The organism is Leptospira dzoumogneensis (genome assembly GCF_004770895.1).
GTDB lineage: Bacteria > Spirochaetota > Leptospiria > Leptospirales > Leptospiraceae > Leptospira_B > Leptospira_B dzoumogneensis.
On sequence record NZ_RQHS01000018.1, the window covers coordinates 192,875 to 219,831 of the forward strand.

The 26,957-nt window shown below is 42.0% G+C and carries 18 protein-coding genes; 12 read left to right on the top strand and 6 right to left on the bottom strand.

The window, feature by feature from the left end:
- Window positions 1–6 precede the first annotated feature (6 nt).
- The 3 genes from EHR06_RS11790 (at window position 7) to EHR06_RS11800 (ending at window position 5,029) form a co-directional block, all read left to right on the top strand.
- The gene (locus tag EHR06_RS11790) at window positions 7–2,238 is read left to right on the top strand and encodes a PAS domain-containing sensor histidine kinase (RefSeq protein ID WP_135757182.1); all 2,232 of its coding nucleotides are present in this window, start codon (window positions 7–9) and stop codon (window positions 2,236–2,238) included.
- A gap of 48 nt (window positions 2,239–2,286) precedes the next feature.
- On the top strand, window positions 2,287–4,149 hold the full coding sequence (locus tag EHR06_RS11795; protein ID WP_135757183.1) for an ABC-F family ATP-binding cassette domain-containing protein: 1,863 nt from the start codon (window positions 2,287–2,289) through the stop codon (window positions 4,147–4,149).
- Between the two features lie 193 nt (window positions 4,150–4,342).
- Window positions 4,343–5,029 (top strand): Lcl domain-containing protein, encoded by a 687-nt coding sequence (locus tag EHR06_RS11800; protein ID WP_135757184.1) that lies wholly within the window; start codon window positions 4,343–4,345, stop codon window positions 5,027–5,029.
- Between the two features lie 15 nt (window positions 5,030–5,044).
- Here the strand turns inward: EHR06_RS11800 and EHR06_RS11805 are convergent, their stop codons facing one another.
- Genes EHR06_RS11805 through EHR06_RS11820 form a run of 4 tightly spaced genes read right to left on the bottom strand, consistent with a single transcriptional unit; the run spans window position 5,045 to window position 13,424 of the window.
- Window positions 5,045–7,495 (bottom strand): right-handed parallel beta-helix repeat-containing protein, encoded by a 2,451-nt coding sequence (locus EHR06_RS11805; protein WP_135757185.1) that lies wholly within the window; start codon window positions 7,493–7,495, stop codon window positions 5,045–5,047.
- Window positions 7,489–8,676, bottom strand: coding sequence for an LIC11435 family protein (locus tag EHR06_RS11810; RefSeq protein ID WP_135757186.1), 1,188 nt, complete (start codon window positions 8,674–8,676; stop codon window positions 7,489–7,491). Before EHR06_RS11810 ends, EHR06_RS11805 begins: the two co-directional genes overlap by 7 nt.
- The gene (locus EHR06_RS11815; RefSeq protein WP_135757187.1) at window positions 8,666–10,783 is read right to left on the bottom strand and encodes a FecR family protein; all 2,118 of its coding nucleotides are present in this window, start codon (window positions 10,781–10,783) and stop codon (window positions 8,666–8,668) included. The genes EHR06_RS11810 and EHR06_RS11815 overlap by 11 nt, the downstream gene beginning before the upstream one ends.
- Entirely contained in the window at window positions 10,767–13,424 is a 2,658-nt protein-coding gene (locus tag EHR06_RS11820) for an adenylate/guanylate cyclase domain-containing protein (protein ID WP_135757188.1), read from the bottom strand. The genes EHR06_RS11815 and EHR06_RS11820 overlap by 17 nt, the downstream gene beginning before the upstream one ends.
- A 215-nt stretch (window positions 13,425–13,639) precedes the next feature.
- Between EHR06_RS11820 and EHR06_RS11825 the strand changes: the two genes are divergently transcribed.
- The 4 genes from EHR06_RS11825 to EHR06_RS11840 all read left to right on the top strand — a co-directional run bounded on the left by EHR06_RS11825 (window position 13,640) and on the right by EHR06_RS11840 (window position 18,312).
- A complete protein-coding gene (locus EHR06_RS11825) occupies window positions 13,640–14,095 on the top strand; it encodes a peptidylprolyl isomerase (RefSeq protein ID WP_135757189.1) in 456 nt (151 codons plus the stop codon).
- A gap of 124 nt (window positions 14,096–14,219) precedes the next feature.
- The gene (locus EHR06_RS11830; protein WP_135757190.1) at window positions 14,220–16,451 is read left to right on the top strand and encodes a PAS domain-containing sensor histidine kinase; all 2,232 of its coding nucleotides are present in this window, start codon (window positions 14,220–14,222) and stop codon (window positions 16,449–16,451) included.
- Window positions 16,448–16,891 carry a response regulator gene (locus EHR06_RS11835; protein WP_135757191.1) on the top strand — a complete coding sequence of 148 codons (444 nt, stop codon included), beginning with the start codon at window positions 16,448–16,450 and terminating at the stop codon, window positions 16,889–16,891. The genes EHR06_RS11830 and EHR06_RS11835 overlap by 4 nt, the downstream gene beginning before the upstream one ends.
- Window positions 16,888–18,312: a histidine kinase dimerization/phosphoacceptor domain -containing protein gene (locus EHR06_RS11840; protein ID WP_135757192.1), complete on the top strand. Its 1,425-nt coding sequence runs from the start codon at window positions 16,888–16,890 to the stop codon at window positions 18,310–18,312. The genes EHR06_RS11835 and EHR06_RS11840 overlap by 4 nt, the downstream gene beginning before the upstream one ends.
- On the opposite strand, the gene EHR06_RS11845 is transcribed toward EHR06_RS11840, so the two are convergent.
- Window positions 18,309–18,779 (bottom strand): four-helix bundle copper-binding protein, encoded by a 471-nt coding sequence (locus EHR06_RS11845; protein ID WP_135757193.1) that lies wholly within the window; start codon window positions 18,777–18,779, stop codon window positions 18,309–18,311. The genes EHR06_RS11840 and EHR06_RS11845 overlap by 4 nt on opposite strands.
- Window positions 18,780–18,958: 179 nt before the next feature.
- Here EHR06_RS11845 and EHR06_RS11850 point away from each other — a divergent pair, with 179 nt between their 5' ends.
- Window positions 18,959–19,996: a diguanylate cyclase gene (locus EHR06_RS11850; protein ID WP_135757194.1), complete on the top strand. Its 1,038-nt coding sequence runs from the start codon at window positions 18,959–18,961 to the stop codon at window positions 19,994–19,996.
- 159 nt (window positions 19,997–20,155) lie between these two features.
- On the top strand, window positions 20,156–20,524 hold the full coding sequence (locus tag EHR06_RS11855; RefSeq protein ID WP_207766654.1) for a hypothetical protein: 369 nt from the start codon (window positions 20,156–20,158) through the stop codon (window positions 20,522–20,524).
- 2 nt (window positions 20,525–20,526) lie between these two features.
- On the opposite strand, the gene EHR06_RS11860 is transcribed toward EHR06_RS11855, so the two are convergent.
- A complete protein-coding gene (locus EHR06_RS11860) occupies window positions 20,527–21,300 on the bottom strand; it encodes an exodeoxyribonuclease III (protein WP_135757195.1) in 774 nt (257 codons plus the stop codon).
- 64 nt (window positions 21,301–21,364) lie between these two features.
- Between EHR06_RS11860 and hisD the strand changes: the two genes are divergently transcribed.
- The 3 genes from hisD to mfd are packed head-to-tail and all read left to right on the top strand — an operon-like array spanning window position 21,365 to window position 26,949.
- A complete protein-coding gene (hisD, locus tag EHR06_RS11865) occupies window positions 21,365–22,657 on the top strand; it encodes a histidinol dehydrogenase (RefSeq protein WP_135757196.1) in 1,293 nt (430 codons plus the stop codon).
- Window positions 22,654–23,505: a pantoate--beta-alanine ligase gene (gene panC, locus EHR06_RS11870; RefSeq protein ID WP_135757197.1), complete on the top strand. Its 852-nt coding sequence runs from the start codon at window positions 22,654–22,656 to the stop codon at window positions 23,503–23,505. Before hisD ends, panC begins: the two co-directional genes overlap by 4 nt.
- 6 nt (window positions 23,506–23,511) lie before the next feature.
- Window positions 23,512–26,949 carry a transcription-repair coupling factor gene (gene mfd, locus EHR06_RS11875; protein WP_135757198.1) on the top strand — a complete coding sequence of 1,146 codons (3,438 nt, stop codon included), beginning with the start codon at window positions 23,512–23,514 and terminating at the stop codon, window positions 26,947–26,949.
- Window positions 26,950–26,957 lie beyond the last annotated feature (8 nt).

Genomic DNA, 26,957 nt, shown 5'->3' on the forward strand with positions numbered 1-26,957 from the left:
GTTGCGATGGCTCTTGCCAAACTTCTAAAATGGTTTCAAAATCGGAATCTTCGAAAAAAAATAGAAAAAGAGATCCGCGCCCTCGCACCCGAAGTATTTAACGACTATCTATACCGGATAGACGTATTAGATAATGGAAATCTAATATTAAGCTGGGCAAACGAAGGATTCCTGAAATTTTGCGGGATCACGATAGACGATTTGAGTAATCCTTGGCCTGCTGCAGATCCGAAATATTTTCATCCTGATGACCTCGATCTGGTCAAACAAAGAGTAAGATCCTTATTATCCGGAGCATCCAGAGCGGACGAATATAGGACTTATGGTCCCGATGGACAGATCCGTTGGTTAAGAGACCATGCCCATCCGATTTGGGATCCCGTCAAAAAGCGAGTAGTCCAAATCTACGGTTCCATCCAGGATCTTACTCCATTAAGAAAAAGTGAAATAATTCTACAGGACCAGCTTTCCTATACGAATATTCTTTTGGATAGTACTGAAGAATGGGTGATCCGGGTAAACCAAGCAGGAAAAATACAATATGTAAATTCTTCCGGAAGATCGGAGGTCAGAAGACAATTCGGGATAGAGTTACTTCCCGATTCTAAGATCTTATCTTTGATCTCGGAGACTCATAAGGAAATTTTCCAGGCACAGCTAAACAAGGCATTTTCAGGCGCAAAGGTCAAATGGCATTTTTCTAAACTATTCCCCGTCCAACCCAACTCGGAACTTGAAGTTTCATTCGCTCCCTTATCCAAGGAAGGGGCAATTAAAGAAGTCGTAATATTTCTAAAAGACGTAACCCTTAGGACGGTTTGGGAAACTGCACTTCTCGCCAGCGAAGAGAAATACAGAAAATTAGTGGAGGTCTCGCCGGATGCGATAGGCTTACACGCAGACGGGAAAGTAATCTATATCAACCAGACCGGTCTCAAGATGCTCGGTTACGAAACTGTGGAAGAAGTAGAAGGAAAACCGATCATAGATTTTATCCACCCTGAATCCAGACAGGTCGTTGGAGAAAGAGTTCTTAAAGCGATGCTGCAATCGGAACCATTGGAACCGATTGAGGAAAAATTTATCCGTAAAGACGGAACGGAGATCTCCGTCGAAGTTTCCGGAGTGGCGTTCGAGCAAAGAGGACAGAAACTCATGCAGGTGATCGTAAGAGATATCACCGAAAGAAAAAAAGCGGAACTTGAGTTAGGCGAACTCAGAAAAAAGATCTTACAAACGAACGATAGACTGCAGGCAATTATAGAAGGTGTGAAGGATTCCATCTGTGCGGTGGACATGGATCTAAGAATTATTTCCTGCAATACTGCATTTGAACTTATGGTCTGGAAACTATATGGAAAAAGGATCACTGTAGGCCAAACGATCTGGGATATCTCGATCGATAATCCGGAAGAAAGAGAAAGAATTATCCGAAATTGGAGCCGCGCTTTAACGGGTGAAGTTTTTAGAATGGAAAGAAAAATTTCAGGCTTAGTTAAAGATTCTATCGTGTTAGAGATCAATTACAGTTCTATCCGCGATGAAAGCCATAATATGATAGGTGCTACCCAGATCATCCGGGATGTTACCGATAGATACCAATACGAAGAAACCTTAAGAAAATCCTTGGACGAAAAAGAAGTGATGTTGAAGGAGATCCATCATAGGGTAAAAAACAATCTGCAAGTGGTTTCCAGCCTTTTGAGTTTGCAGACCGATTTTACGGATGATCCGAAACTAGTTTCTATTCTAAAAGAATGTGAGAGAAGGATCCAATCCATGGCTCTAGTTCACAAGGAACTTTATCAAAACGATACGATCGCAGATGCGGATTTCACGGAATATCTAAACAATTTACTGGTAGCACTTGTCCAGTCGTTCGGTGCGAACAAAAGAGTGAATTATTCTATAGAATCCCAGGACATACGTTTAAATTTGGATTTTGCGATCCCTCTTGCATTGGTATTCAATGAACTAGTTTCAAATTCCTTAAAATACGCATTTCCAGGGAACCAAAATGGAGAGATATTCATCTCCATTGCCAAAAAGGAAAATGGGCTTTCTATTTCTATCGGAGATAATGGAGTAGGACTTCCTAAAACAGTGGATGTTAGAAATTCGGAAGGATTGGGATTACAATTGGTAGGGATGTTATTGGATAAGCTGAAAGCAAAATGGGGACTGGAAACTGTAGATATAGGCACCAGGTACAAAATAGAACTTCCTATCCCTAAATAGTCTCTTAAAAGAATTGCTTCTCATCCGGTTTTAAAAAGGCTGGAAGCGATGAATCTAATCTCCATTGATAAGGTCGGTAAATCCATCGGCGAAAAACAACTCTTCCAAGGTTTGAGCTTTGGGATAGACGAGGGAGAAAAAACAGGCCTGCTCGGGATCAACGGATCCGGAAAATCCACATTACTCAGGATCTTACTCGGAATAGAAGAGCCTGATACCGGCAAAGTAGTCCGAAACAGAGAACTTAAAATTTCATTCTTATCCCAATTCCCCGAATTCGATCCGAATAAAACGGTATTAGAACATATACTTTCAGGTTCTGGAATTCTTTTAGATACGGTCAGAAGATACGAAAAAGCATGTATCGAACTGGAAAAAGGAGGAGAAGAGGCCGAAAAAGAATACCATGCCGCAATGGAGGAAATGGATTCTAAACAAGCATGGGAACTTGAATCCAAACTCAAAAATATATTAAGAGAACTGAATATACCTGACCTTTCCAGAAAAATGGGGGAACTCTCCGGGGGAATGGCTAAAAAAGTCTCTCTCGCACAGGCACTAACGGACGAGTCTAATTTTTTAGTTTTAGACGAACCTACCAACCACCTGGATATAGATGCGATCCTTTGGCTGCAGGACTTCTTAAAAAGTACTGACAAAGCGGTCTTACTAGTTACACACGATAGATATTTTTTAGAAGAGATCGCTAACCGTATCTTGGAAATAGATAGAGGGAATTTCAGGATCTATCCCGGGAATTACGATCTTTACCTGGAAAAAAAAGTAGAGATGCAGGTGATCGAAGAGAAGGAAGAAGCAAAACGAAAATCTTTTCTTAGAACGGAACTAGAATGGTTGAAACGCCAGCCTAAGGCCAGAGGTACTAAGCAGAAGGCCAGAACGGATCGTGTGATCGAGGTAATGGAAAGGAAAAAAGCGGGCAAAGATATAGTCCTGGATATTTCAGTTTCAGGAAGAAGGCTTGGCGGTAAAATATTAGAATTAAAGAATATTAAAAAATCCTATCCCAAGATGGAGCTGATCTCCGGATTTTCCTACGTATTCAAAAGTAAAGAGCGTATAGGGATCGTAGGACCTAACGGTGCTGGAAAGACCACACTTTTGAATCTGATTACCGGGAGAGAAAAGACGGACTCCGGGGATGTGGCGGCGGGATTGAATACGAGTTTCGGATATTTCGATCAGCTTGGAAAAGAACTCCCCGGTCCCAAAAAAGTATTGGAATATGTAAAAGAAGAGATCGCGCCTACGATCAAGATGAACGACGGAAGTTCTTGGACCGCTTCTCAGTTTCTGGAAAGGTTTTTATTTCCTCCCCAATTACAGCAGACTAAGATAGAAAGGTTATCCGGCGGTGAGAAGAAAAGACTTTATCTAATCCTGCTTCTAATGAGAAACCCGAACTTTTTAGTTTTGGATGAGCCCACAAACGATCTGGATATTCCGACTCTCTCCGTGCTCGAAGAATTTTTGGACGATTTTCCCGGAGTGGTGCTCGTAGTTTCTCACGATCGTTACTTCATGGACCGTGTCACCGATTATCTATTTGTGTTTAAAGGGGAAGGGAAGATAGACAGATTCCCTGGAAACTATTCGGAATATCTGGAATACAGAGAATACGAAGAAAAAGAAACCAAGACAAACTCTCCCAAGCCGACTGAAAAACAATCGGACAATAAGAAGAAGGGCCTAAGCTACCAAGACAAAAGAAAATTGGAGATCTTGGAAAAGGAGATACTTTCTTTAGAAACGGAGGAGAAGGAACTGGTCCAAAATCTGCAGTCAACAGATCCGGAACTCTCCAGAAAATCGGGAGAACGACTGAGCAATCTGCAAGAAGAGTTACAGAAGAAGGTCACTGAATGGGAAGAGCTTGCTTCTAAAGAATAGAATTTGCTCTAATCTAACAAGACTCAGTTGGGTCCTTTACATAGATTCACATTTTCAGTCCTATTAAACAGTGTTAAACGAACTAATCCAAAGTGATTAGTTTTTGCTGCAGAATATTCCTAAATCCATGATTTTTGTTCCTTAGTGTCGCTCGATGCTTGACGGAAAAAGAACTAGGAGCATCTTCCTTCCTATGAAACGTCTGACATTGCTATTCCTATTTTCTTATATTACATTAACGAATTGCGGCAGCGATTCCAAACAAGATCTAAGCGGTTTACTATTATTGTTAGCAGGAGGACCAGGTAGTTCATTTCATTGCGGTCAGACGGTTGCGAATCCTGTTCCTTATACAACTACGACCAATCAATCGCCCGCTAGTATTTCTGATTTTATAAATGCCGCAGGTGGTAATAACTGCGGATCAGCTTCTTTAGTGGATAATGATGATGGAACAGTCACTGATACCCAAAACCATTTTTTATGGACCCTTTGCACTGCTTACAAGCCTGCCGGTACCATCCTTCTGTACGATTACGTTACTTCGAATTGTAATGCGGGAGGAGTGGTTACTGCAGATAGGGATATTACGCAAGCTCAGGCGGTTACATTTTGTGAAAATTTAAATTTTGCCGGTCATACTGACTGGTTCTTACCGGATGCAATTCAGTTAGATACTTTATATATTTCAACAAGTCCGTTTTCTTTAACTCCATTCGGAACGAAAGAATCCTTAAAAAGGCTCGGCGTTGTTTGGACTTCAACCCAAACTACTGATAAGATCATTCATACTTATACAAGCGGAACGGTAGCTCAGCGTTATGTAGCCGTTGCGGATTCTACCGGTCTTGCCAGTTTGATTTGTGTAGCTAAATTATAATTGTTCTAGATCGATTTAAGGTGCGCAACCAGCATCATCTAACTCAAAGGCTCCGATAGAATAACCTGCGGAGCCTGACGGAGTAGTTCCACCTGAAGATGTCGTTCTAGTTACTGGAGCGGCAATAACTGCATCCAGTTTATAAGCCGGATCGAAACTGTTTAAATATGCGGATGTTTCTACTCCACCGAAAGCTATACTACATGGCCCACCTGCTGCAAGGTTGAGAGACAACCAAGGTTGAAGCGCGGGATATCCCGCGAGAGAAGGAGTAAATGTAAAGTTTTGATCCGATCTGGTAGTAGAAAAACCGTCGTTCATGAACTTATCGCTGAGTACCGCTAATACGCATAATCCAGCGTTGGTAAATACTCCAGTACATAGTAAATTAAAATTTGTTGAAACAGAATGCACCATCGTGCCGGAGCTGCAGGTTAGATTATTTCCTCTGAATGTTGCTACAGTGGAAGGATCATTCGTAAAATTAGCGCATACTCCGTTTGAACCTTGAGCCATAATCAAGTTATTATCCATCTGCGCATTAGTCGCTGCTCCGGTCATATATAGTCCGTAATTCGAACCTACAGTAGCTCCGTTGGCAAAGATCGTGTTTCCCGCTATATAGAATTTAGTCAGGGCTGTTGCATTCTCTTCGGCACGGATCCCATAAGCAAACTTAGAAGTTACGGCAGCATCCGAATATGGGCGGAAATTCATCGTATTATTTATTATTGCCACTAATGTATCTACAAAATTCACGATCCATACTGAATGGGAATCGTTCGCAGCTTTATCTCCGCTGATCCTATTTCGAAGCAGATAGGCGTTAGAATTATAGCTGTAAACCGCTGAAGAATTTAACGCGCCGAAGCCGCCCTTGATCACATTCGTGTCTATTTGGTTATTAGAACTGGAGCTAAGCAGGTAGATCCCTCCTCGTGTTCCAGTGGAATTCTCGACTCCGAGTCCTCCTTCTCCCCCTGAAATATAATTTCCATAGAGATACACATAACTATTCGAATCTCCATTTAGGATCCGAATAGCGAATGCGTTAGGTTTCGATTCGTCTGCAAATATACTAAACCCTTGGATTACATGTGCTTTCGTGGAATCCCCGCCCATACCACTTGCTGTGATTGTGATCGGAGCACATTCATTAGAGCTTAAAACTATTCCGGAACATTGTGCTACGGTTCGGTTATCTAAGATCCTAGTAGGAGTGCCTGTCAGATCCTGGATAGAAAATGTGGGATCAAAACTTCCCACAAGCCGGACTCCTCCGGACGAGGTTAAGGAAATCGGAGATACTGATCCTGAAATGATATAGTTTCCGCCTTCTACGAACACGGAACAAACGCTTGTAGAAGAACATTGATTGACCCCAGTTTGGATGGTCTTACAAGAATCAGTCGGATCTGTACAACTATTACTATCGTTACCGGAAGTATCGCTTACAAAGAAAACATCACCTTCCATCATTTTAACGTTTAGAGATATGGTTGCTCCATTATTTGCAAGTGCCACCGCATCCTTACAACCTGTAAGTATGAATACAACGTTAAGAGGGAAGGTCAGCGCGCCGAAGGACCAAGGAAGAGTAGTAGGAGCGACCCTTGCAGTATTCCCGATGTAAGTTATACCGGGACTTCCACTGGCCGTTCCGGCGGAATAAGGAGGACCTCCTGCAGTTGCATCCAACGAACAGCCGGTCACAGGACCTGAGAACGTAAAATTCATGGCCTTAGTGGCGGGGAAAAAAGAACCTGCTGCAGGCACACTTGTTTTCATCAGGCTCAAACAACTGATCTGTAGATTTACATCCGCACCGCTGATTGTCCCGTTTGCCGGAGAAGTAACAACCTGGCAGATATGGGTAGAAGGAACCGTAGGGACCGTTCCGATAGTAATATCGTAAGCTAAACCGTCCCCCACATCAAAACTCACGGTTCCATTGGCGGAAGTCGTTTTTAGGTCCGTTCCATTATTATAAATTTCTAAATTAGTAGTGTTTGTGCTGTCTATTCCCGTAACGGAAACATTCGCCTTATACCAGTTCTCCGCACAATTTATTACGAATGTGGTGTTTGAAAAAGTAAGATTGAGATTCGGGTTACTTATAATACAAGTCTGGGTAGGAAGAGTAGCAGGTTGAGTAATAATGCTTAAGGTATAAATAATATTCGGATCGTAATATCCTGCGAAAGAATCGGTCCCTGCCGCTGAGAATGTAAGTTGTTCTCCTGTGCTTCCTAATTCCACCACCAAAACACCTGAGTTAGTGAGGCCGTTTACCTGAACATTCAAAGGGAAGGCGGTTCCTGTCAAATAGGACACAAAATTAGATATATTCATAAAATCTAAAATGCCCGATTTTTTAGGACGTGTATAACAACCCATCGTGCTCAAGGTGAATACGATCAGAAAAATGGAATATAATTTGGGGAGAAAATTCTTTAGAGTTACCATGCGAATTCCACTCCTAATTCCATTCTTTGCTGTAGAAGATAAGAACTGCCGGAAGCATAAGTTGCCGCTCTGTCGGACTCTCTTGCATTTCTGAGGATTGGCGAGACTGATACCGGAGTATCGGTTCCTTCTACCTTTACTTGTTTAGGCCCCGGGAAAAATCCTGCGTCGATCACATTGATTAGATAAAAGAATCCTAATACTCCTAATGCCACTCCTAACTGGTTGTATTCTCCCACAGCATGAGAATATTTAGGAGAGATCTGAGTATAATTGTATAATGCAAGATTGAATAGTGCAGGGTTCCCTGATTGTAAGAATGCGGCGTTGTATAAAATATTACTCTGTCTGGCCGTATCTAACTCATGAGTGGCGCTTAAATAGGAACTTCCTCTTACCGCAGCATAACCACCTGCGACTAAAACCAAACTTGGAAAGATTGCAGTTCTAAATGTGGACTTCTTTTGGTAATATTGTCCCCATCCTGGGAGGACTGCGGATCTTGCGGCAGCTCCCAAATCAAAGATAGAAGGCCCTGAGGATCCAGAATAAGAGGACTTGGATTCTAAAGCGGCTAACTCATCTTCCGTGTCCGCGACTAAGAAATAATTTTCCCTTTCTGTGGACTTGTTCCGCGGATTTTCCAAACGTAAGGTAACTGCTCCTTCCGGAGACTTCTTCTTATCTATGGTAACTACCATAGTTTCGGAATTTTTGAGATCGATAGACTTAACCGGGATCTCATTTCCTTTAGAATCTTTTAATATTACTTTTGTGGCATCCGTAAAATGTTTACCCTTGATCTCGAAAGTTTCAGGCATGTCCTTACTTAAGAACTTACTTTTTTCGGCGGCGATCACTTCGGGTTTTTGGGAAAGGATCACTTCGAACGGGATCCAAGCGGAGAATACGGAAACTCTACCGTATTTATTTAATACACCAATTCTATGTTCGTACGCACCGGGGGGTAATTCTATCTGTATCTGAGAAGCGTTCGTTTTTTCCCTGGTGATCTTTCCACGGGAATCTTTGATCTCTACTTGATAACCGCCTGCGTCAGGAATAGGTTTCCATTCCAATTTTACTCCTTCTTCCTTAGCGGAAATAGGAAGAGAGAATAAAAGGGATCCGACTAAAAGGACCGCAATCGTAGTAGATTTTCGGGATCTTTTACTCAACATAGAATTCCTTAGGAGTCAAAATCTCCGGTGCTTTAAAAGTAGCGGACATGATTACTTCGAAATCCCTGGTCAAAGGAAGGGTTACGCGGATCTGCCCGGAGCTGTCCCTGTATTTTGCGCTCAGTCTCCACTGGTATTTTCCTTCTCTTAACTTATACAACTCTCGATAGTCGTAAGATTCTCCCTTTATTTCCTTTTTAAATACCGTTTTTAGGGTTTTTTGGTCTGCCTCTAAAAGCTCCAAAATGTACGCCTCAGATTTGCCTTCAATTTCCCAATAAAATGACAAACTTGGTTTCTCATCCAGGTCTATCTTATCTCTATCTCGCGGATATACAGGCGAAATAAAAGGAGCAGAGTCCGAGGTCTTAAATCCGGAAGAAGGGCTGCTCGTCAGAACTTCTCCCTCCGGAGAAAGTAGAGTCACTTTCCAATAATAGTCCCCAGGACCTTGGAGAGGCACGGAGTTCTGTCCGGAACGGACCGAGGTTTCGAATATCTTAGAACCAAAATTAGGATCTTTAGAAACTTCTAATTTATAAGTTCCACTTGGATCAGGTCTGTCCCATCTGAATTGTAATTTGCCGTCCACTGGATGACCTAACTCGGATCCGTCTTTAGGAAAGGAAAGCCGGATGGAACCCAGAGGTTTTAAAGTGAACTTATTTGTAGAAGATAATATCTCTACTTCAGCATTAGAAATCGCTTTAATTCTCCAGAAATAAGTCCCTTCTTTCCAATCAAGATCCGGCTTCACAAAATTGGAGTTAGTCGATTTCGAGAAAACTATATTTTTGAGATCGGGATCGGCGGATACTTCCAGGGAATAAGATTTGAATTCCTTGCTGGAACTCCAACTGAAGAAGGAGCCGGATTTGAATACACGTATCCCTATCTCCTCTCCCTGTAAAGGTTTCAGAAGTTTAGGAGGTTCTGCCTGTTCAGATTTACGTAAAACAAAAGAGACAGCATCCGAACTCAGCTCGGTGAATCCTTGTTTATCCGAATTCATTTTGACTCTGGCAAAAAATTGTCCTTCCGATCTAGGTTCCCATTTTAAGAAACCGGAAGAAGAATCTCCTGTATATACGATTTGTTTAAAATTCGAGTCCGAAGAAACTTCCAATTTATATTTTGTCTGGGAATCGAATGTACTCCATTGGAAACGGACCGGTGGAGCGGTTTCTGTATAGGAGAATGTTTCTTTGTTGGTAGGGGAGACCAGTCTTGGTTTATTCCAAGAAAGGATTTTAAGGTTTTTAGAAGAACTGAATTCGTCTTTTCCCGACTGAGGATTTTTACCTGCGAGTCTCCAATAATAAGAACCGTTAGGCAGTGAGATGGAGGCGTTTGTTCCGCCTGCATTCAATTTTTTTAAACCTGTCCTGAAACCTGAATCTTTCGCGACTTCCAATCTGAATGTTTTAACACTCGGAGAATTTTTCCATTCGAATCTAACGGGAAGTGATTCTCCCGCTAAAGGAAAATATGATTTGTCCGGAGGAGAAACTGTTTCCAGATTTAATGTATGGACCTCTACTTTTCCGTCTTTTAAGTCTGCGGATTGGTTTTTACCTACTGTATTCTCTCCGGAAGAGGAGACTACCTTAGCCTCTCCTTGTTTTACTTCCAGGTTTAAACCTTTATTATTCTCGTCCTTTGAGATTTTTAAGTCCGAATTTCCGAGAGAGATCTTAGTATCTCCCGAACTGATCTGCAAATTGCCTGATCCTCCTCCGGTTGCGGAAAGTGAACCGGATACGAAGCTGATCTTGTCGGTGTCTTCCACAAGGATCATACTTCTTTCGTCCATTCTGATCTCTGCGGTATTGTCTCCATCGGTAAAAAGTAATACTGCTTCGGAACCTTCTTCCGTACGGATCGTGTCCCTGTATCGGATCGGATCAGACTCGTCCAATTCCTCCCAGATCACTTCAGAATCAAGTTTTCTTAATATTTTGAGTTGTTTCGTTTTGAGTTCGCCGACTATCTTATTGGTCCCCGTTTTAGGGCCTGCGTTGGCGTATAGATATAATAACCCCGAAAAAAAGAATAGGAGCAGAACTAAAGCAGTAACGACGACTCTGCCGTCATTCAAGTATTTCATACTTTAATTCCTCTTCTTCATCTCCTGTTTTTGTTTTTTTCTTAGATTCGTATTCTATTCCGAGTTTTTTTCTCAGATCATTCAGATCCCTCGGACGGTCCATATCGTCTTTTCTTCCCAGGACCGCGTAAATGGTTTGGGGTTCTTCTTTTCCCTTTACCTTGATAGATTGCATTTTTTCGACCGCAAAAATATCTTTTACATGATCCAGAAGATCTTGTGTGATCAAAATGTCAGTGCCGAAAGGTTTGTTCAAAGCTTCCACACGAGAGGCTAGGTTCACTGCGTCACCGATCACAGTATATTCCAATCTTTCTTCCGAACCGATCTGACCCGCGATCACAGGTCCAAAATTGAGACCACAACCGATACGGATGATCGGCTTTTTATCTCCGCCTCTTCCTTCGTTAAATTTAATAAGAGCGGCTCTCATTAAAAGTGCACCGTTCACAGCATTTTCTGCGTCTTGTTCGGAAGTGCGGACCGCTCCCCAGGTTGCCATGATCGCGTCCCCGATAAATTTATCCACGATACCGTGAGTATCGTTCACACATCGGACCATCTCCGTCATGTACTCGTTCAAGAATTCAACCACTTCTTCCGGCTGCAGTTTTTCCGATATAGCTGTGAAGGAACGAATATCCGAGAAGAAGATGGCACACATCTTTCTTTCCCCGCCAAGGGTTAATTCCTTGTTCAATACCATTTCGGCGATCTCTTTGTTTACGAAACGGCCGAGTGCGTCTTTTACCTTCTCTCTTTCTTCCAGACCTTTTCCCATGCTCACGAAATAATCGGTCAAAACGCCGATCTCGTCTCTTGTGGAAGACTTGATACCTATCCTGAAATTTCCTTTCGCGATCTCCACTGTTGCGGTCAAAAGTTTTAATACCGGAATGGTAATGGTTCTTGCTAAGAAGAATACGATGATGAGCGCGATACAAAGTGCGATCGCCATGATAAGAAGGTTTTTGGTCTGGATCCTATAGACCATCTCGAAAACTTTTTCTTCCGGAACGGAAACGATTACTCCTGCTCCGCCAAAACCTAATTTTTGGTAAGAACCATAATATCTGGTCTTAGTAGAATCTTCGTATCTTGTCTGTTGGCTGTCCTCTCTTACGGAAGAAAGCATCGTTTCAAAAATAGGCAGGTCCGCCCAATTTGTTTGGGATGCAAGAAGTTGAAGATCATGGTGTGCGATCAGATCTCCATCACCATTGATCAGGAACGGAACGTTAATATCTTGTTTTTGGAATACGGAGAGAAGCCTTTCTGCTCGGATGATATAAAGTAGAACGGACTTACTCTGAGAATCATATACAGAAATGGAAAAAGTAGGTTCTTTAAAATTAGGCGTTAGGTTATCTATTCTTCCGCCTGATTGGATCGTTTTTAAAAAAGAAGATTCCTTTTGAAAAACTGCCGCATCCAATTCTTCTCTATTGGAAGAGATCCCTTCCAAGTAAGAGTCGTTGTAGAGAACGGTTCTTTTTTTAAGTTTGTCTCCTTCCGCGGAATAAATTCCCGCTAAAAGAAAATCAGGTTCGTTCCTGAAGAATAGATCCGCGTAAGCTCCCGGACCTTTAGGATCCAAAAGTTTTTCCGTAAGAGTTTTACCCTTATCACGAATATCTTTTAGATCCGATTTTACCTTGATCCCTAAAATATTCACCAAAGAAAAGTTAGTCTCTAATACTCTTACTTCGTAGTTCTTTTTGAACTCGCTGGATGCGTATAAAATGACTGTGGAAACTGTGACAGTGAGCAATAAAGAGATCACTGCCATTAGTTTCAGCTGAAGAGGGAATTTTGCGGTCGTCGCCAAATCTCCCATATCCGCGGAAGGAGCAGGAGCGGATTCCTTTTTTGGAATATTCTTCTTTTCCGATACTGCCGGAGTTTTTGGAACTTCTGCCGCAGGTTCCGGAGTTTCCGGTTCCTGCTTATCTCCAGAGAATACAGTATCAAAAGAGATTACAGGCTTACTTTCCAAGTTGCGGAAATTCTCCGCCTCTTGGAATTTCGGGACCTTCTTCTTTCCGTTGGAGTCTTTATGACCGTTTTTGAAAACTCCGAGTTCGATTCCGGAAACCGCCAAAGGAAGTTCCTTTAGAAAAAGAGAAAATTCACCTCTTGTAGAGTCCGGAATTTCTTTAGGAGCTTTTTTGCGGGAAGCATAGGTTTTAAATTCTCCTAAAAATGTCGCCTCCGCTTCTCCCAGTAGACTAGGGAACCAAGCGCCTAACTCGCCTGAGGCGATATGAGGATAGGAAGATATTACCATTTTGGAAAGTATCACTTCCCATCTTTCTTCCAATTCTTCCGGGATTAAAAATAATATATTGGATTTTGCAGCTGCGGAAATTAATTTCCAAGCGGAGTAGAAGACTGACTCGTTTGTTTCCGGTCCGGGAGGAATTTCTAATGCGAATAGTTTCCATTCTCCCGCATGCAGAACTTCTTCCAAGTCTGTGATTAATGAAGAACCTTTTTCCGAGAATACACAAACTACAGTTTTGATCCCTAGATCTGCCCAGGCTCTTAACTCGTCCTGGTTTTGGACCTTATCATTTGCTCTGGCCCAGAAGGCGACCGCACCATTTGGTCCGAACGGAATGTATTTTGTAGATGATGGCATTTTGTTCCTAGGGAAGTTCCGGAATAAAAATTCTCTTTTAGAAAGCTAAAAAATCGATCCGTCTAGCGGAAAGTAGATTCCGGAAATCCTCCGTTAAATTATCGGAACAACCGCATTCTATATTGAAAACAAGTCGAATGTGTTCTTCCCAATCTAGGATACCTATTTAGTTGATTATACGGACATTGCTGGAAATTTGGACTTTGAGGACATTTATGGCAACTGCTAAGTTTACCACCAACCGAGGGACCTTCTCTGTTTTATTAGAAGATGAGAAGGCTCCGATCACTGCCGGGAATTTTATCCAATTGGCTCAAAAAGGCTTTTATAATGGCCTGATCTTTCACAGAATTATTGCAAATTTTATGATACAAGGCGGTTGCCCTCAAGGAACCGGAACTGGTGGACCGGGGTATAAAATCCAAGACGAGTTCCATCCAGAATTGAAAAACAAAAAGTATACTATCTCTATGGCGAATGCTGGACCGAATACAGGCGGTTCTCAGTTTTTCATCAATGTAAGAGACAACCTGTATCTGGACAATCGCCATGCAGTTTTCGGTCATGTGAGTGAAGGAGAAGACATAGTCCAAGCTATTTCCGAAACTCCCACTGCTCCAGGGGACCGTCCTGTTCAGCCGGTGGTGATTGAGACAATAGAGATCATCTAACGTATCCCTTGTGGGATATATATTCCACAAACTCCACAAAAAGACGAAATATGCTTGAAAATATCTATATTTCGCCATAATTAGAGACCCCTGCCCGGAATTTATATTCCGGGCGGATCTATTTATGGGTTCTCCTTCTACTATTCTTTCAGATCCAAGCCCCGGAAATCCTAAGTCCTTACTAGATTATATACTCTCTAATTCCCCCATCGTATTATTTTCCGCTGACGAGGCCGGACTCATAAATTTTGCCTCGGGCAAAGCGTTAGACATGCTTGGCCTGGATTCAAGCGCATTCACAGGGACTAATTTTATACAACATGAATGGAATGCGGAAATAAGAGAAGAAGACGGGACCATACGTCGTCTGGAACAAACGGATGCGTTAAAACTTGTACTTTCCGGAAAAGAGATCAGTGCTGAGACGATATTTTTAGGAAGGCATTTTTCGGTAAGGATATCTCCCGCAATCGGAGAAGACGGTAAGATCAGAGGGATAGTGGGGGTTTCACTCGATATTACGGATCGCAGGATCGCGGAAGATATATTAGAAAAACGTACTATTGATTTTGAGACCCTGATAGGTGTATTACCCGTGGTCGTATTCTCCATTTCTCCGGAGGGAAGGATTATACTCGCAGACGGGAAAGGATTGGAAAGATTAAGGATCAATCCTAAGGAAGTGGTGGGTAAAACCATTTTTGAAAGAGCAGTAAATCGACCCGAAGTTTTAGAAGCGTTCTCCAAAGCACTTCAGGGAGAAGAGAGTATCTATCATACGGATCAAAACGATCTTCTCTTGGAAACAAGAATGTATCCTAGGATCGGTAAGAACGGCCGTATACAGGAAATATTAGGGATTGTTTATGATATTTCGGATCGCAAAGAATACGAGAATCGGATCCGTAAAAATGAGGAGAAGTATCGGAATTTATTCCAAAATAATCCTCAAATCATGTTCGTTTTTGAAAGAACTTCTCTTAAGATCTTGGCGGTAAACCAAACCGCGATCCAAACATACGGATATTCCGAAAAAGAATTTTTAGAAAGTTCAGTGGAGATGCTTAGGCTTCCCGAAGAAAGAGAACTTATGATCGAAAAGATCAAGTATCTTAAACCCGGTCAGAATTTTTTCCAGGAAATGAAACATCTGAAAAAAGACGGAAGTATCGTATATTTGGATATAGTTTCTTCTCCCATACAATTCCAGGAGACCGAGGCGGTCCTTGTTTCCGCGATGGATGTTTCAGAGCGGGTCAAGATGACTCGAGAGAATCGTTTTAATATGGAAGTCATCTCTCAAGTGAATGATTCAATTATCGCATTAGACGGCGATATGAAGATCACTTATTATAACAGTTATGCCGCAAAAATGTATGAGGTAGAAGAGGGAGAATTTTTAGGAAAACATTATACTTCTCTTTTCCAAGAGGATTGGATCTCCGAGGAAAATTATAGATCCGCAATGGACGATTGGGAAAACTTGGGAGCCTCCAAAAGAGAACTGATACATACGTTAAGATCCGGCAGAAAGATCACGATCGAAAGTAATTTTAAAAAAATTAATGCGGAAGGTTATCTGGTCCCCGGCCTTATCATGGTCAATAGGGACATCTCCGAAAAAATAGAATCCAGAAGGTCCCTGGAAGAAGCTCTCCAGGGTCTTGCAAAAACGAATAAGGAACTGGAACAATTTGCATATATAGCATCCCACGACTTGCAGGAACCTCTTAGGACGATCGCAAGTTATCTTCAATTATTGGAGAGAAAATTTTCGGAAGAGATAAAGCCGGAGATGAGAGAGTTCATTCATGTATCCGTGGAAGCCGCAAAAAGGCAGCAGGGACTGATCGAAAGTCTTTTGAGTTATTCCAGAGTTGGTTCCGATTCTGTGAAAAAATCCAAGGGAGATCCGAATGTGATCCTGGACGAGGTCAAAAAAGACCTTTCTTCCGTAATACAGGAAACAGGTGCAAACTTGGTTTTAGAAGGTCCTTTTCCGGAAGTATATGCAGATCAGGACCAGATAAGACGTTTGTTCAGTAATCTGATCTCCAATGGGATCAAGTTCCGTTCCCCGAGCAGGGCCCCTGAAATCCGTATCAAGGTAAAACATATCCCCGGAGCCAATGTGTTCTCCGTTTCGGACAATGGGATAGGAATGGATCCTAAATACTTTGATCGTATTTTTATCATATTCCAAAAATTGCATACAAGGTCCGAATATCCCGGGACCGGGATAGGATTGTCCATCTGCAAAAAGATCGTGGAAAATCACGGGGGAAAAATTTGGGTCCAGTCTTTCCTAGGAAAAGGATCCGAGTTCTTTTTCACTCTGCCTGAGGTCTTATCATGAATACTTCTTCTAAACAATATTTTGATATTCTTTTGGTAGAGGATAATCCTGCGGATGTTCGGCTCACCATAGAAGCTCTGAACGATCTCAAATCCGAAAAAAGATTATTCGTAGCTAAAGACGGAGAAGAAGCGATCGACTTCGTAAAAGGAGAAGGGGAATTCGTAGGAGCAAGACGACCGGATCTGATACTATTGGACCTGAACCTTCCTAAAAAGAACGGATTAGAAGTTTTAGAGGAGCTTAAATCGGATCCGGAATATAAAAGGATACCCGTTGTGGTATTGACCACTTCCGGATCGGAAAGGGATATTATAGCCACTTTCAATTTACACGCGAACTCATACATACAGAAACCGGTGGAATATGAAAATTTTTTGGAAGCAATGGATACATTACGTATCTATTGGTTCAAAACTTCGAGGTTGCCTCCAAAATGAATGCAAGGGTAGTTTCCGTCCGGGTAAAGCAGATTTTGGTAGTGGAGGACAACGAGGACGATTCTCGTTTGTTCGAAATATTTTTGAAAGAAGCGGATCCTTCCGGAGTACGTTTGAAACATTCTACTACGGTTGCGGATGCTTTGGAAGTTCTGAAAGACCAGGGAGAAGAGATAGATTGTATTCTTCTGGACCTGACCCTGCCTGATAGTTTTGGTCTGGATGGGTTCGAAGCTATTAAAAAATCCCATCCTAAAATACCGATCGTGATCTGCTCCGGGACCCAGGATGAGACTATTGCAATGGAAGCATTGCAGTCCGGAGGTCAGGACTATCTGATCAAAGGAAAATTCGATTCTCATCTTCTTTTTAGATCTATTTTATATGCGATCGAAAGACAAGACATGTTGTCCAAGCTGGAAGAGCAGGCATTCCTGATCAAAGAGAACGAAAAAAGGTATAGGCTGATCTTTGAACATAATCCTCATCCGATCGTTTTATACAATTTTGAATGTGAAAGTGTTTTGGATCTGAACCAGGAAACGGAACGGATTTACGGCTACGATAGGGAAGAACTTCTTCATATGAAGTTTTCGGATCTGTTTATAGGCGGTTCGGGAGAACGCAGACAGTATCTTGCATTACATAACGGTAAAAATATTCCGGAAACACATGTGCATAGATCTAAGGAAGGAACTCCACTCTTAATGGAGATCACTTCTTATCGATTCCAATTGGAAGGAAAGGAAGTAGTCCTTGCTATCTTGGTGGACATGACCAAATGGAAACAGTCGGAAGATAATCTAATACAATCATTGAGAGATAAGGAAGCTCTTCTGCAGGAGATCCATCATAGGGTGAAAAATAATCTGCAGATCATGGCGAGTCTTCTGAACCTTCAGGCGAATTATGCGAAGAATAAGGAAGTGACTCGTGAACTTAGGGATACCGAAAGCAGGATCTATTCCATGTCTCTAGTTCATAATGAACTTTATAATTCTAAAAATCTAGCGGAGATAGGTCTGGGCTCTTATGTGGATAAATTACTGGATAATCTTTGGAACGTATACGGTATCGGCGCGGAGATCGGAAGAGTAGTCGATGTAGGAAATTTAAGTTTGGCTGTGGAGAAGGCGCTTCCAATCGGGATGATGATCAATGAGATCGCTACAAATTCCATCAAATACGCTTATTCCGAAAAGAAGAAGGGCCAGTTCTATATAAAAGCAAAATCCGGAAACGGGATATTTTATTTGGAAGTGGGAGATGATGGAAAGGGGATCCCGGATTATCCTCAGATTGAGGCCAAAGAAACCTTAGGTTTACAACTGATACGGATCTTATCCAAACAGTTGAAGGCAAAATTGGACATCAATACTTCGGCTCCGGGAACCCGATTTCAAATAGAGTTCGCGTATTAAGCAGCCAGTAACTTCTTGAATTCGGAAATACAAGCCTTACAAGCTTCGCCGCATGACTTACATTCTTCGTGGTGGTCCGCGTGTTTATCACATTGAACTGCACATCTTTCGCAAGACTCCAAACAAATGGACGCTAATTTTTTAGTAGAAGCGGAACCCAGTGAAGACAATACGACGAAAGCATCACATAATGCTACTGTTTCCTCGACCGATCTAAGACAATCCGCCATCTCCTTATGACCTTCTGCCAGCATGTCCACGCACATACTGATGCAGACTCTGCCTTTTAAGATACAAGCGGAGGAGGCCTCGATCGCGGAGCCTGGCACGGAAATTTTTTCGGCCTTCTTCTTTTTAGAAGATTTTTTATCCCCGTGGTCATGTCCTAAAACGGAAGAACTTGCGAGTAGAGCCATGGTGGTCGCACCCAGGCCAAGGATTTGTTTTCTAGATATTTTCTGTTCCAAAAGGAACCTCCCTCGGTCCTCTAAATTATTCCAGAATCCGCTTTTCGTCGCCTGAAAATAGGTTGAAAACCTTAAAAAAAACCGCTTTCTTTTCGGAACTTTTAGAATACGTTTGGAAAATTCTTCCAGCTAAGTAGCTCTAATTGAAAAGACTCGTCGGATGAATTAAACCGGTTAAAATGTTCGGACCCACGAAAGAAAAAAGCGAATCATCCGCAGCGATTGGCGAATCGGACAAAATTCTAATTCTGGACGATGCACCTGAAAACTGCCTGCTTGTGGAAAGGATCCTTAAAAAAGCAGGATACGGGGATGTGATTTCCACCCAATCACCTGAAACTGCCTTGGAATGGTTAGGCCTGCAAGGAAACCCTGAAAACAAAAAAGATATTTCACTTTTACTTTTGGACATTCTTCTTCCGGGAGGAATGAACGGTTTGGATATTCTTCGCACCTTAAGTTCTAAGGAAGAATTTTCGGATCTGCCTGTTATTATAATCACCGCAATCCACGATACCCAAACATTGGAATCCGCATTTGAATTGGGTGCGATCGATTACGTTACAAAACCTTTTGATGCTCATGAACTCAGAGCAAGGGTTCGTTCCACGCTCAGGCTCAGACATGAGATGCTGCAAAGAAAACAAAGAGAAAGAGATCTGGAAGAGATCACGGATAAACTTTCGGAAGCTTACCAAACTTTACTTAGAGTTTCCAGGACAGACGGTCTTTCCGGAATTTGGAACAGAAGATTTTTCGACGAGATCTTAGAAGTAGAATGGAAGAGAGCATGTCGTTCCGAAAAGCCGATCTCATTACTTTTATTAGATATAGATTTTTTCAAAAAATTCAATGATACTTACGGACACCAAGCTGGAGACGAATGTATCCGTCAGGTTGCAGGTGTTCTAAAAAGTACAGCAAGAAGAGCAGGGGACTTTCCCGCTCGTTACGGCGGAGAAGAATTCGCAGTGATCTTGCCGGAAACGGACGCAGAAAAAGCTATATTGGTTGCGGAGAATATCAGATCTCGAGTACAAGAACTAAAGATCCCTCATGAAGCTTCTCAAACTTCCGAATTTGTTTCCGTGAGTATTGGGATCAGTACTCGTATGTCCGGAAAAGATAAGGACACAGTAAAGTTTTTAGAAGAAGCGGACAAGGCCCTCTACCAATCCAAAGAAGCCGGAAGAAATAGAAGCACTCACTTCAAATAAGAACGGTTTGCCTATGGTCCAAAATGTTAGGGACCCGGGTCTTATTTCTCATTTTTTTCCCGTATTGTCATGATTCTTCTGCATTTTTTTGATAAAATTGGAAATTTGTTTGCATCGCACTAAGTCTCATCTGTTATTAAACGATATATAGAGATAGAAATGGCTATATTGGATAAAATAGTACAGGAATTCAAAAACAGGTTTTTTGAGACCGTAAAGGTTCCAGTGCAGGTGCATTCCTCTTCCGGGGATTTTCAAGCAACTTGGGAGGGCATCGAAGGAACTGCACTTAGCTTTACCTTGGATCGTTTTCATCCGGATCCGGATGGAAGTAACGCTGTTATAGAGATACGTGTTCCTTTTTGGAAAGAACCTTTATTATTCTCAGGAAAACTTTTAGATAAGAAAGTGGTGAAATCCAAATCTTCCGAAAGGATCACGGATACTGTTTTGGTATTCGAATCGGAACTTTCGGAATTTCTAAAAAAGAATCTTCCGAAAATAGATCTTACACTTCCTAAAAAGTAATTTTACTTTTTAGGAAGATCGACTTCTAAGATCATCGCTGCATGATCTGAAAGGATAGGATCTTTTTTGACTGTGAGTTTTTTGAGTTTGGATTTAAGCTCTGGAGTCACAAAAAAGTAATCGATCCTCCAACCTTTATTATTGCCTCTTGCCCCGGCTCTGAAAGTCCACCAAGTATATTCCTGTTTATTCGGATATAATTCCCTAAAGCTGTCCACCCAGCCAGTGGAAAGAAATTTGGTCACCCAGGCTCTTTCTTCCGGTAGGAATCCGCTGTTCTTTGCATTTCCTTTCGGATCATGAATGTCCATTTCAGTATGAGCGATATTCACATCACCGCATAGGATCAGGTTCGTATGTTTCTTCTTTAACTTTGCTGAAATTTTTAGGAATTCTTCCAAGAATCTCATCTTAGCAGCTTGTCTCACATCACCCGTGGTTCCGGAAGGAAAGTAAACCGTCCAGATCGTATATGAATCGAATTCAACAAGTACACTTCTTCCTTCTTTATCGAATTCATCCAGGCCGAGTCCATAGGTAACTTTTTTAGGTTCCTGTTTGGTCCAAATAGAAACTCCAGAGTAACCTTTTTTTACTGCGGAATGGAAGAACGCCTTATATCCAAGCCCTTCCCAAAGTTCGGGATCTAGCTGGTCCGGCTGTGCTTTTGTTTCTTGGAAACATACAAAATCGGGTTTTTCGGAAGAGATCATGTCCGCGAGACCCTTACTCGAGGCGGATCGGATCCCATTGCAGTTCAGGCAGAAAACTTTCATAGGCGTTTAAGAGTTCCCAGGATTTTCGGGATGCTAAGTCCGGGCAAAGAAAAAAAATGTCCGTATGAGCATTCGTATCAGGGAGGTAGGCAAGGATTTTTCCTTTGAACCCATTCTCCAGAGAGCAAAGCAGGATCTAAACGACACTTTGGCCCTGGTACGTCCTATTTTGGATCAGGTGAGAGAAGGCGGGGACAAGGCAGTCTATGAGCTTACCCAAAAATTCGATCGAATAAAACCTGAAAAATTGGTTTATCCAGTCTCCGAATGGAAGGGAAAAGCGGACCCGGAGCTTGTTGCCGCATTAGAAAAGGCAAAAGAGAATATTGAAATATTCCACAAGGCCCAAATCCCCGCCGACTTGGACGTAAAAGTTTCCGGAAATACATTAGGAATTCGTTATACTCCAATTGAATCTGTTACCGTATATGCTCCAGGTGGAAAGGCATTATATCCTTCTACCATTTTGATGGGAGTCATCCCTGCTAAGATCGCAGGTGTAAAAAATATCCAGATAGTTACTCCTCCTCAAAAGGAAGGTATACCTGATGGATTGTATGCAGCCGCTAAAATTGCGGGTGCAGATTCTATCGTAACAGTGGGTGGTGCGCAAGGTATTGCTGCCGCATCTTACGGAACGGAAACAATTTCACGCTCAGAGTTTGTGATCGGACCCGGGAATAAATTTGTGACTGCTGCTAAGGTTTTATTAAGCGGACAAGGTGTGATCGGAATAGACAGCCCCGCAGGTCCGAGCGAAGTTCTTGTGATCGCGGATAATTTCGCAAATCCGAACTGGGTAGCTGCAGACTTACTTTCCCAGGCAGAACATGGAGAAGATTCTGCAGCAATACTTTGCACTGATTCCTTGGAATTTGCTAAAAAGGTTTCTGCCGAAATAGACAAGGCTTTAAAAGAAAGACCTAAAAGAGAAGCTATCAAAAGAGCCTCCATCGAGAATGAAAGTTGGATACTCGTTTTTTCGAATTTAGAAGAATGTGTGAATTTCTCTAATCTATACGCTCCGGAACATTTGGAGATACAGACCGAAAACTATCACGAATTATTTAAGAAGATTACACATGCGGGTTCCGTGTTTTTAGGACCTTATTCTCCGGTTGCTATGGGAGATTATATCAGCGGAACAAATCATATTCTTCCGACTGCGGGGGGAAGCAGGATCTTTTCTTCTTTAGGAGTTCTCACATTCTTAAAAAGAGTGACCTACCAAGAAGTGACCAGGGACTCTTTGGAAAAATTATATCCTTATGTAAAAGTTCTCTCCGAATTCGAGGGTTTGGATGAGGAACATGGGAATTCAGTAAAAGTTCGTCTTTCTCAAAACGGAAAACCATGATCGTATCCAAGGATCCAAACGAAGTCAGAAATCGAATACTCGCCTGGAAGTCCGAAAAACTTTCGGTAGGTTTTGCTCCCACAATGGGTTTTTTGCATGAAGGACATTCGAATTTATTCGTTCGTTCGTCCGGCGAAAATTCCAAAACTGTAGTTTCTATTTTTGTAAATCCTGCGCAGTTCAACGATCCCGAAGATTATGCAAAATATCCGGTGAATACCGAAGGTGATCTGGAAATTTGTAAATCATCCAAGGTGGACCTGGTATTTTTACCGGATAAGGATGCAATGTATCCCGGTGGAATTCCCGAGGTAGAATTACGTATTCCTCATTTGATGAAAAATCTGGATGCAATAACTAGACCGGGTCATTTCGAAGGTGTACTTTTAGTTCTTTCTCGTTTATTTCATATAATCCCGGCAGATCGTTCTTATTTTGGTAAGAAAGATTACCAACAATATCTGGTAGTGAAAGATTTTGTGAAAGCTCTCGGTTTTCCAATGGAGATCATCGGGGTGGATACGGTTCGCTCCGCAGAAGGTTTAGCGCTTAGTTCTAGGAACGCTCGTCTGACCGGGCCTGAAAAAGAAGAAGCATTGCTGCTGATTCGAGCTTTACGTTTGGGGGAAAGTTTGATCCGACAAGGAGAAAAAGATCCTTCCGAAGTTCTGACGGTAATGAGAGATGTTTTGGACTCTTCTTCCAAAATACAAACCGATTATCTGGAAATTTTGGACGCAAACACATTAGGAGAACTTACTATTCTGAAAGGGGAAATACTTCTCGCTGTTGCTGCCTTTTTAGGGCAGGTAAGATTGATCGATAATCTAACCGTTAAGGTGTCTTAATTTAATATGGCTAAGTCTGTTTCCACTCAATCCGATTGGAAAAAATCTCTGGAAGATCTTTTCTCTTCCGCAAAAGAGAATTCTAAAATTTCCTCCGTCCCGAATTCGGTTCATTCACTTCTATCTTCCGTTATCTTTCAGTCCCAGAAAAATTCCAAAATCGTAATCTCTCCTACGAATACCGAGTCTGAGTTCTTATTTAGAGAATCTTTAAGTTATTTAGGGCCGGATCTTGTTTGTTATCTTCCGGGTCAGGAAGTTTTACCTTACGAATACATGCGTTATCCGGGGGAAATGAAAAGGGAAAGGATACAAGCTCTTGCTCGTATCTTATCCGGAGAAAAAGTTTTAGTATTCACTTCCGTTTCCGGTTTTTTGAAAACTCTTCCGGAAGCTTCCGCTCTGATGGAAAGATCTTTGTCCGTAAAATTAGGGCAAGAGATACAACCTGAAAACTTAATGAGAGATCTTGTCCGACTTGGTTATCACAGAGTAGACATGTGCCAGGCATTCGGCGAGTTCAGTTTGAAGGGAGGGATCTTGGATGTATTTTCTTCCTTCTCCGCTGATCCGATCCGTATCGATTTTTTCGGAGATGAGGTGGAATCCATTCGAACATTCGATCCGGAAACCCAAAGATCCTTGGAAAATTTGGAAGAGGCGTTTCTTCTTCCTGCGGATGAATTCATTCTGACTGATCCTCAAAAAGAACAATATAGAAATCTGATCTTAAACGCGGATAAATCACTTCATTTACCTGAAATTCCTGATGATGCAGGCGGGACCTATTACGAAGAACTCATTCCTATGGTCCGGGAGAATAAGGGAATATTATCTTTTTTTAAATCTAAACCCGGTTTGATCTTTCCGGATGCAAACGGAGTGAAAGAAAGATATTCTCATCTATTGAGAGAATATGACGCACTTTATGAAAAAAGAAGTAAGGAGATCTTATGCGCTCCTCCTTCTATGCTGTTAAGAGATAAAGAAGAATCCGAAATTTTAGAAAATGGAAACGGTATCAAATTTACTCAACTTCCTCCGAGTAAGTCGGAAGATTTGGTATGTCCTTTACATCAGGCTCCTTCTTTTAAGGGAAAGATCAGGGAAGTCCGAGAAAAACTGAAAGAATTGAAAGCAGAAGGCGGCTGGAAGATCATTCTAACTTCTTCCTTTGAAGCCCAGACACAAAGGCTTTTGGGACTTTTTGAATCGGAAGGAATTCGTTTATTAAATTCGGAGGCTTCCGAACCGGAACCAATCCTTCTTCCAAACAAATCCAAAGAAGAAGTATATTTAGCGGTTTCGGAAATACGGAACGGTTTTTTATGGGAAGAGGAAAAACTTTTATTCTTATCCGAGAACGACGTATTCGGAAGGGAATACAAACGTAAGACCAGATTCAAAAAACAAAACAGCAAGGCCATCCAAAGTTTCTTGGATCTGAAAGAGGGAGACTTCGTGGTACATGTGAACCATGGGGTCGGAAAATTCCTCAAAATAGAAAGAGTAAATGCAGGTGGAAAAGAAAGGGACTTTCTAAAACTGGAATATTACGGCGGTGATACGTTATTCGTTCCTTTGGACCAGATCTCTCTCGTCCAGAGATTCGTTGGTGGAACCGAAAGGCCTAGGCTGGACAGTCTTGGAAAAAGCACCTGGAAAAAAACTAAGGATAGGGTCCAAAAAGCGGTCGAGGGTCTTGCAGAAGATCTGGTCCATATGTATTCCAATAGGATCAAACTACAAGGGTATGCTTTCCCTCCGGATACAATTTATCAGGAAGAGTTCGAAGCGGAATTCGAATACGAGGAAACTCCAGACCAGATAGAAGCGATAGAAGCCGTTAAAAAAGATCTAGAATCCATTAAGCCTATGGATCGTTTGATCTGCGGGGATGTAGGTTACGGAAAAACGGAAGTTGCGATCCGTGCGGCTTTCAAAGTGGCGATGGCAGGTAAACAGATACTCATGCTTGCACCTACTACAATCCTTGCCTTACAACATTATAATAATATGAAAAAGAGATTCGAGAACTATCCGATCACTGTGGAACTAGTTTCTCGTCTTAGAACTGCGGCGGAAACCAGAGACGTTTTGAAACGTTTTGCTTCCGGGAAAGTGGATATGCTTATCGGAACTCATGCGGTTTTAGCGAATTCAGTCCAGCCTAAAAACCTTGGACTACTCATCATAGACGAAGAGCAAAGATTCGGTGTGAACCATAAGGAATCCATTAAGAAGATCAAAAATCTTGTGGATGTTCTCACACTCACTGCGACCCCGATCCCTAGAACACTTCATATGGCTCTTACCGGGATCAGAGAACTTTCCATCATTGCGACTCCTCCTAAGAACAGACAAAGTGTGGAAACCTATGTGATCGAAGAGGATGAAGAGGTCCTAAGAGATGCGATCCGCACGGAACTTGCAAGAGAAGGACAAGTATTCTATCTTTATAATAGAGTAGAATCCATTGAACAAGAGACTAAAAGATTAAACGAGATCGTGCCGGAGGCAGCCATAGGAGTTCTTCACGGTCAGATGACTGAGGACGAGATCGAAGAAACTTTGGTGGATTTTTACGCACGCAAATTCGATATTTTAGTCACCACTACCATCATTGAATCCGGGATAGATATCCCGAATGTGAATACTCTGATCGTAAAAAGAGCGGATCTATTCGGACTTTCTCAGTTGTATCAGATCCGAGGCAGGGTGGGAAGAAGTGACAGAAAAGCGTTTGCATACCTTCTTCTTCCTAAGGACAGAGTGGTGACCGAGGACGCGGAAAAACGTCTGAATACCATTTACGAATACCAAGAGCTTGGTTCAGGTTTTAAGGTTGCGATGCGTGACTTGGAGATCCGAGGTGCCGGAAATCTTTTGGGTAAAGAACAATCAGGCGATATCATGGAAGTGGGCTTCGATCTGTACGTGCAGATGTTGGAAGAAGCGATCGCTCGTATCAAAGGAGAAGAAGTGAAAATTGAAGTACGAACTGCTATCAATTTGGATTCTAACTTCTTCATACCCGAATCTTACATACCGGATACAAGACAGAAGATAGAATTTTACAAACGATTCGAAGGCGCAAGAGACCTGGACGAAATAGAAGAAGTCACCCAGGAAATGACGGACCGTTTCGGAGAACCTCCGGAAGAGGCAAAAACTTTCTTAATGTTGGAGAAGATCAGGACCTTGGCCTCCGTCTTGGGATTCGAATCCGTATCCGAGTTAGGGGAGGAAATCCGTTTGAAATTAGGGACTCATTTTTTAGGAAGTTATGACAAAATCGTAAACTTGATCTCCGCTCGGATGGGTCTTACTATGAATCCTAGAGAACCGAATGTACTAATATACGTTCCAGGGAAAGCCAACCAAAAGGACAAACTTGTGAAACTTGTGTACTTCTTAACGGAAATGTTACCCGACAAAAAGTAATGGACGCC

What these genes read in the sequence shown, in the direction of transcription:
- EHR06_RS11850 (WP_135757194.1), top strand. Translation starts at nt 18,959, where the DNA reads ATGTTCGGACCCACGAAAGAAAAAAGCGAATCATCCGCAGCGATTGGC.
- EHR06_RS11800 (WP_135757184.1), top strand. Translation starts at nt 4,343, where the DNA reads ATGAAACGTCTGACATTGCTATTCCTATTTTCTTATATTACATTAACG.
- mfd (WP_135757198.1), top strand. Translation starts at nt 23,512, where the DNA reads ATGGCTAAGTCTGTTTCCACTCAATCCGATTGGAAAAAATCTCTGGAA.
- EHR06_RS11815 (WP_135757187.1), bottom strand. Translation starts at nt 10,783, where the DNA reads ATGAAATACTTGAATGACGGCAGAGTCGTCGTTACTGCTTTAGTTCTG.
- EHR06_RS11825 (WP_135757189.1), top strand. Translation starts at nt 13,640, where the DNA reads ATGGCAACTGCTAAGTTTACCACCAACCGAGGGACCTTCTCTGTTTTA.
- hisD (WP_135757196.1), top strand. Translation starts at nt 21,365, where the DNA reads ATGAGCATTCGTATCAGGGAGGTAGGCAAGGATTTTTCCTTTGAACCC.
- EHR06_RS11840 (WP_135757192.1), top strand. Translation starts at nt 16,888, where the DNA reads ATGAATGCAAGGGTAGTTTCCGTCCGGGTAAAGCAGATTTTGGTAGTG.
- EHR06_RS11795 (WP_135757183.1), top strand. Translation starts at nt 2,287, where the DNA reads ATGAATCTAATCTCCATTGATAAGGTCGGTAAATCCATCGGCGAAAAA.
- EHR06_RS11860 (WP_135757195.1), bottom strand. Translation starts at nt 21,300, where the DNA reads ATGAAAGTTTTCTGCCTGAACTGCAATGGGATCCGATCCGCCTCGAGT.
- EHR06_RS11810 (WP_135757186.1), bottom strand. Translation starts at nt 8,676, where the DNA reads ATGTTGAGTAAAAGATCCCGAAAATCTACTACGATTGCGGTCCTTTTA.
- EHR06_RS11855 (WP_207766654.1), top strand. Translation starts at nt 20,156, where the DNA reads ATGGCTATATTGGATAAAATAGTACAGGAATTCAAAAACAGGTTTTTT.
- EHR06_RS11790 (WP_135757182.1), top strand. Translation starts at nt 7, where the DNA reads ATGGCTCTTGCCAAACTTCTAAAATGGTTTCAAAATCGGAATCTTCGA.
- EHR06_RS11835 (WP_135757191.1), top strand. Translation starts at nt 16,448, where the DNA reads ATGAATACTTCTTCTAAACAATATTTTGATATTCTTTTGGTAGAGGAT.
- EHR06_RS11830 (WP_135757190.1), top strand. Translation starts at nt 14,220, where the DNA reads ATGGGTTCTCCTTCTACTATTCTTTCAGATCCAAGCCCCGGAAATCCT.
- panC (WP_135757197.1), top strand. Translation starts at nt 22,654, where the DNA reads ATGATCGTATCCAAGGATCCAAACGAAGTCAGAAATCGAATACTCGCC.
- EHR06_RS11805 (WP_135757185.1), bottom strand. Translation starts at nt 7,495, where the DNA reads ATGGTAACTCTAAAGAATTTTCTCCCCAAATTATATTCCATTTTTCTG.
- EHR06_RS11820 (WP_135757188.1), bottom strand. Translation starts at nt 13,424, where the DNA reads ATGCCATCATCTACAAAATACATTCCGTTCGGACCAAATGGTGCGGTC.